This is a genomic window from Clostridioides sp. ZZV15-6383, from assembly GCF_020657735.1.
Taxonomy (GTDB): Bacteria; Bacillota; Clostridia; order Peptostreptococcales; family Peptostreptococcaceae; genus Clostridioides; species Clostridioides difficile_D.
The window spans coordinates 1-6,964 of sequence record NZ_JAGWCV010000095.1; the positions used below are offsets into that span (position 1 = coordinate 1).

General features: G+C 25.2%; 4 protein-coding genes, 2 pseudogenes and 1 other annotated feature. Of the genes and pseudogenes, 3 read left to right on the plus strand and 3 right to left on the minus strand.

Annotated elements, in window-relative coordinates:
* The first annotated feature begins 182 nt into the window (after positions 1–182).
* Positions 183–794: an NUDIX hydrolase gene (locus tag KGF42_RS18450; RefSeq protein ID WP_227826852.1), complete on the plus strand. Its 612-nt coding sequence runs from the start codon at positions 183–185 to the stop codon at positions 792–794.
* Between the two features lie 293 nt (positions 795–1,087).
* Entirely contained in the window at positions 1,088–1,426 is a 339-nt protein-coding gene (locus KGF42_RS18455) for a DUF3784 domain-containing protein (protein WP_054273953.1), read from the plus strand.
* 405 nt (positions 1,427–1,831) lie between these two features.
* Here the strand turns inward: KGF42_RS18455 and miaB are convergent, their stop codons facing one another.
* Complete coding sequence (gene miaB / locus KGF42_RS18460) at positions 1,832–3,268, minus strand: tRNA (N6-isopentenyl adenosine(37)-C2)-methylthiotransferase MiaB (protein WP_227823302.1); 1,437 nt, start codon at positions 3,266–3,268, stop codon at positions 1,832–1,834.
* 98 nt (positions 3,269–3,366) lie between these two features.
* On the opposite strand from miaB, the pseudogene KGF42_RS18465 reads away from it, so the two are divergent.
* A pseudogene (locus KGF42_RS18465) lies at positions 3,367–3,498 on the plus strand (IS3 family transposase); the annotation flags it as partial.
* 14 nt (positions 3,499–3,512) lie between these two features.
* On the opposite strand, the pseudogene KGF42_RS18470 reads toward KGF42_RS18465, so the two are convergent.
* Positions 3,513–4,493: pseudogene (locus KGF42_RS18470) on the minus strand (cell wall-binding repeat-containing protein).
* 651 nt (positions 4,494–5,144) lie between these two features.
* Positions 5,145–5,702 (minus strand): tryptophan transporter, encoded by a 558-nt coding sequence (locus KGF42_RS18475; RefSeq protein ID WP_227826853.1) that lies wholly within the window; start codon positions 5,700–5,702, stop codon positions 5,145–5,147.
* A gap of 147 nt (positions 5,703–5,849) precedes the next feature.
* Positions 5,850–6,113: a binding site (T-box leader), on the minus strand.
* Between the last annotated feature and the right edge of the window lie 851 nt (positions 6,114–6,964).

Here is a 6,964-nt window from a genome sequence, read left to right on the forward strand (position 1 = left end):
AAAAATGCTAAAAAATATAAGATGGCTTAAAAGCACTTATATATGTACGGAGGGCTAACTTCGGAATTTAAGCCTTTGGAGAACTATACCAAATCGTAGTAGCTTAGGCAAGGCGAGGTTCAATGAAGAAGGAAAAATCTCGATATGGATATATTTGACCATATTTTGAGTAGCAGGTAAAAATGATAAACGATATTAAAAATAAATTTAAAGATTATAAACCATATATAAATGGATACAAAAATATGAAAAGAGCATCTGTTTTAATTCCAATAGTAGAAATAAATAATATACACCATATATTATTTGAAGTTCGCTCAAAAAATTTAAAGCATCAACCTAGCGAGATTTCTTTTCCAGGTGGCAAGATAGAATCTAATGAAACTCCATATGAAGCTGTTATTAGAGAAACTTGTGAAGAACTTGGAACTTTTAATGACAATATAGAAATCATAGCAAGCCTTGACCTGCTTATAACACCTGTAAAGTTTATAATACATCCATATTTAGGATATATAAAAAATATTAATAATTTAAATATAAATAAGGATGAAGTTGACCACACTTTTTTGGTTCCTATAAAATATCTTTTAGAAAATCCTCCAAATACTTACAATAATACTGTAAAGGTTTTTCCTGACGAGAATCTACCATATGGCTCAATTCCAAACCAAAAAGATTACAAATTTGAAAGTGGAAGTTATCCTATTCTATTTTATAAATATAAAGATTATGTAATTTGGGGAATGACAGCAAAAATACTAGAAAATTTTTTAAATTTTTTATCAGAATAATACTTGTAATAAAATATAAGAACTTTATAAAATTTTCTAAATTTAAAATGTAACAATTCTAAAATATCAGAAACTATATTTTATAGTACTTTTATACTTGATTATTGTTTAATTATTATTACATAATTTTCAATGCAATTTCAATATAAAAACTGTGTATTAATATGCACTGTCGATGAATTAAAATATGATAATCTATTTAACAAAATATGAAATAAATGATTTTAATATATCTTTATGGTAAAATTATTAATAAGTAATAAAACTAATTAGAATATATGGAGGTGCTTATAATGTTTGCAGTAGGATTTGTTGTTATAATTGCAATTGCCTCTTTCATTTTAAGTGTACTATTATTTAATGGAAAAGCCAGTATGCTATTAGCAGGTTATAACTCTATGAGTGATAAAGAAAAAGCACGATATGATATAAAAAAATTATGCAGGAGTTCTAGTATTGTTACTTTTATTGTCTCTATAATGTTATTTATTATGGCATTTTTGGGATATAAAATAGAGAGTGGTCAAATGGATGAAAAGAGAATGATTCCATTTTCTATAATATTTATAATAGTTATACTTTCCAGTGTATTTTTTAATATCTATTACTCTAACAAAAAATGTAAAAAATAAATATTCATAGGTTGAGCAGTTAATTATGAAAGATTGGCTGCTTTTTCATGTCTATTGGCAATCTTATCAATTAAATATTTTAACACTTAAAAAGCTCTATAAAAAATAATATGTATCATATAAACTTCTAATAGTGATTTTACTGTGTGGTTACAGTCTACCATGTCATAATTTAGTATATAATAGAGAATTACTAATGGTCGTTAACCAAGCTTTGATAAAATAGAATAAAAATAGATGTACAATTAAATTATATCTTATATAAAATTTATTTTCATTGACATCAAAAACTGAAATTAGCATAATACATGACATATGTGCTTAGAATAAAAATTTTTGATATAATTTGTTTTATAAGTACATCTATTTTAATTAGTTTACATAATCTTATTATTTTATACAGTATTAATTATTTACCAGTACCCCATTTAATGAAAAAGTTCTAGGTTCAGTGATTTTAACCATAACTAATTTCCCAATCAAATCGTCATTTCCACCTTCAAAATTTACAAGTTTATTTTGTCTAGTTCTACCAGAAAATTTACTCTCATTATTTTTACTTCTTCCTTCAACTAGAACTTCAACTATTCTATTTTTATATCCATCATTTATCTCTGCAGAAATCCTATTTACAGCTTCTAATACCCTATTAAATCTCTCATGCTTTATTTCTTCTGGTATTTGATTTTCCATTTTAGCAGCAGGAGTTCCCTGTCTTTTAGAATAAATAAATGTAAAAGCTGAATCATATCTAACTTTTTCAACTACATCTAAAGTATCCAATAAATCTTCTTCTGTTTCTCCAGGGAAACCAATCATTAAATCTGTAGAGAAAGCAATATCTGGAACTTCTTTTTTAGCTTTTTCTATTATTTCTAAATAATATTCTTTTGTATAATGTCTATTCATTTTTTTCAAGAGACTACTACTTCCACATTGTATTGGTAAGTGTAAAAATTCACACACCTTATCACAATCTCTAATTGCATATATTACTTCATCAGATATATCTTTTGGATGAGATGTCATAAATCGAATCCTTTCAATTCCTTCTATATCATTTACTTTTCTTAAAAGTTCTGAGAATGTAACTGGATTTTCAAGTGTCTTCCCATAAGAATCTACATTTTGTCCGAGTAAAGTTATTTCTTTCGTTCCATTTGCAACAAGCTCCTTTATCTCATTAATTATATCTTCAGGAGTTCTACTTCTTTCTCTTCCTCTTGTGTATGGAACTATACAGTATGTGCAGAAATTATTGCATCCATACATTATATTTACAAACGCTTTTAGTTCAAATTTTCTATTACTTCTAAGACCTTCTACTACCTCTCCATCCACATCCCACACATCTACTAGCATTTTTTCAGAATTCATTGATTCTGTAAGTAATTGTGGAAATTTATATAGATTATGTGTTCCAAATATAAGGTCTACATGTTTATATTTTTTTCTTAGTTCATCTACAACATGAGGCTGTTGCATCATACATCCACATACAGCTATTTTCATATTTGGATTTTTCCCTTTTAGATGTTTTAATTGCCCTAAGTTTCCATATACTTTTAACTCTGCATTTTCTCTAACTGCACATGTGTTATATATTATTAAATCACTTTCTTCAACCATCATTGATATTTGGTATCCCATTTCTTCTAACATTGAACATAATTTTTCTGAATCATGTTCATTCATTTGGCATCCAAAGGTTTGAGTAAACACGAGTTTTCTCTTTCCTGTTCTGTTGAAGTACTCTTCATTTTGTCTGTGTATTTGTTCTATATATTTATCTTGTTCTTGTATTTTCTCTATAGGTATTGTTACTTGTTTTCTTTTGCTCACGTCTATTCCTCCTAGTTAATTTCTTATATTACACATAACCTTAATTATATCAAATAAGAAAAATCTTTTAAAGATATTATTATTTTTCCATGTATGTTTTGATGGTAAATCATAAGAGAGTATATAGGTTGATGAAAGAACTAGGAATTAAATCTATTATTAGAAAGAAAGTATATAGACGCAAGTTTAAATCATCTGAGGTATATGATAATATATTAAATCGTGAATTTACATATAATTAAATCTATTCATTTTCAATTAAATAACAATTATTTAGTATTAAATATTGACCTTCCTCAACTGTTATATATCTGCTTCCTGAAAAAATATCATTAGTAACTACTCCATCTACATCGCCTAAACTGTCATTTCTAACTTCATAATATGCATCAGAAAAGTTTGACATTATAATATATTCTCCAGCAGGAATTTCTAATCCAATTTTATACATACCATTTCCAAACTTGCCATTCTTTGCCTTTTGAGCTTTAGCATATTTTGATAATATCATTGTTGAATCCTCAATTTTAATATATTGCCCATTCTTTAAAGTTATATATCTAGTCCCACTAAAAATATCATTTGAAAGTATACTATCAACATTTCCTGTACTATCACTTGTAACTTCATAATAAGAGGCATAACTTCCTGAATTTGAAGTTATTAAGTATTCACCTTCTGAAATATCTTTTCCAACTTTATACATTCCAGCTTTTATAGTTTTTGTAGTTGGCTTAAGGTTTTCTACAACACCAGTATTAACATCTCCAATTCCATTTGTGATATTTAGACATTGTTGTATTATATTTATAACTTGTTTTTATTCTGTCACTTCCTTGAATTCTGACAACTTTTATATTCTTAGATTTTAATGAATTTTCGACATATGTACTAACAGAGTACGTTCCTCCAATTATATAAACTTTTGATACCTTTTTTAATCTTATGGATGTCTCAGTTGGTATAGTATTTTTTCAGTTAGTAATATTGGTGCATTTAAAGCCCCTGATAATCCACTCGCACTTAAACCATCTGATATAGAATTACTAGTATTAATTAGTATAGCAGTCTTATATGCGTTTTTATCTGCTATATTCCCTGCAATCTCATACTTATTTTTTCCTTGTATTTTCTCTACAGATTATATTGCGTTTACTAGTTGTATATTCGCAAATACAAAAGAAATACTTAAAGTTAATGTTAATATTCTTTTACAGAATTTCATAATAAAATTACCCTCTTCATAATAAATTTATATATATAAATACATACTCTTAATTTAGTTATGTATTTAATAATTTAATTCTTAATATTTTTTTAATTATGTTATTTTAATAGATTTATTTTTTTTAAGTACATAGATTTATTTCTCAAAATATTCTGTTATTATTATAGTCATACTTATTTAATTCAATAAAAATTTTATTTAGGGTTAGTATTTTTAATTTTCCATTGAGATATGTTGCTCTATGATATCAAAATTTCTAATTAAACTTAATTTAATATGTTGTATTGTATAATTTTTTAGTTACATTTAATCAAGTTTTTAAAAATGTGTTTATTATTATGTTTGTTATTCCTTTATAAAAATGCACAAGTTAAACAGAAATTTTAGTATATCTAAAGAACTGGTAAATAAAAAAGATTAATATAAAAGATTAATTTTGGAAAGTAAATTTATAAATTTTATACTTAACAACTATAAGTAAGATACATATAAAAATATAGACATAGATATGATAACTATATAAGTATTTTTATTAAAAGTAAGAAAGCATAATACTAAATTTTAAAAAAACATAAAAATAGACAAATTGTAATCTAGTCTATTCTTATGTTCTTTGATTAATATTATATTATAAAGTAAAGTATTATTTCATATTTGACTTTGATAGCTAACTCTTCTTATTGATAGGCTAACAATCTTGAATAAAAATATTCCAGCAACTAGATTTATTAAAACAGCTGGTACTACTACTGCCAAAAATAAAGCTGTGAATGAAGCTCCTGGAAGGCCAACTATGGCTTGAGCTGCTAATAAAAAAATTGTTCCACTTACAAGTGTTCCTATTGGCATTATGATTGCAACTACTATAGTATCTTGTACTTTTCTAGCCAAGTTTTTTATAAAAGGCATTTTATAACTAACATGCATTAATAAGAATACTACATTTGCTGTAAGAGTTTTATCTATTACATTAGGAATTTGACCTCCTGGAAAACTTGATGTAAGTGCTGTAAATATTCCTGTTACTATACCTCCTATTAAGCAAGTTTTATAATCATCTTTATTTAAAACTAATATTACAAATAACATTGCTAGTGGTACATCAGGTTTCATTGGTAATCCTATAGCAGGTGTAATTTGATGTATCAATAATCCCATTGCTAAAAGTATTGCATTTAAAGTTAATTTTTTTGTATTTGTTTTCATTTTTGTACTTCCTTCCTTTTTTTATTTTCAATTTATTTTTTTGCCAATTTACTATATCATCATCTTTAGCATTAGAAATTCATAACATCTTTTTCACCACCTTCTATATTTTAAATTTTTAGTAAAATAAAAAACTCCGTCCTAAACTAATAGGACGGAGATTATCCGCGTTGCCACCTAAATTATATAAAAATTAAGATAAAATTCAATTTTTATACATCTCATTATCAGGTACTTACATACCTTATTCGCTATAACGTGCGACTGACGATAAAGTCTACTCTCAAAACTATGATTTCAATTTACTCCTCTAAGGGCCATTCATCAAATTTTTTCTTGCTAAGATTCCACCATCCTCAGCTCTCTATACTGAACCTAAATTCAACTACTCATCCTTATCATAGGATTTAATTTATTGTATTATATTTTGTTGTTAAAATAATAATATTCTTTTTTCTAAAAAATGTCAATATATTTTTATAAATTTTAAAATATATTTTATCACCTTTTTGTTATATATTGATTATATAGCAATTTAAAAAAATGTAAAAAAACCTCGCCTTATATCCCCACACCTAAAGGAGGAGGTTTTATGGCGAATTTTAATAATCTATTTTTTTCTTTTAATTCTTCTTCTGTTAATTCAGTTAATGACTCTTGATGCAATATCGCAAATGATGAAGTTAAAAGTTTATATTAGTCATAGTACAATAAAGTTACAAGAAACCTCCCTTGTAAAATTTTATATCTATTTCATTATAATATATATCTACCTAATAAATTATAAATTTTATTATCTTTAATATTACTTTGATTCTATTAATTCTTATTTTTATTAGAATTTTTCAAAGTAATAATCTATTTATGATACCTAATACACAAAATAGAGGTTAAATTCATTTTTAATTAAATTTAGGATTTTTAATTAAGATAACTTAATTAATTTCATTTAGAATTACAATGCTGTTTTTATAAAATAAAAAGGGGCTGTCGCAGGAGCAAATTAAATTTGTTCTGTGGGAGCTCTTTTTTACTTACCTTAATAGGTATATTTTTAATTATTTTATATAAAGTTTATGTTGTAAGTAAAATTATGCATGACAAATAAAGGTATGAAAATACCATTTTTTCAGATAATATTTGATTGTAAATAATAATTTTAGAATACTTTTTTTAAATGATGAAGATATATTCCACGTTTATTTTTTACTATTTTATTGTGTAGTCTAGAAATGTTATGAGCTATCGCTACAATAATACAT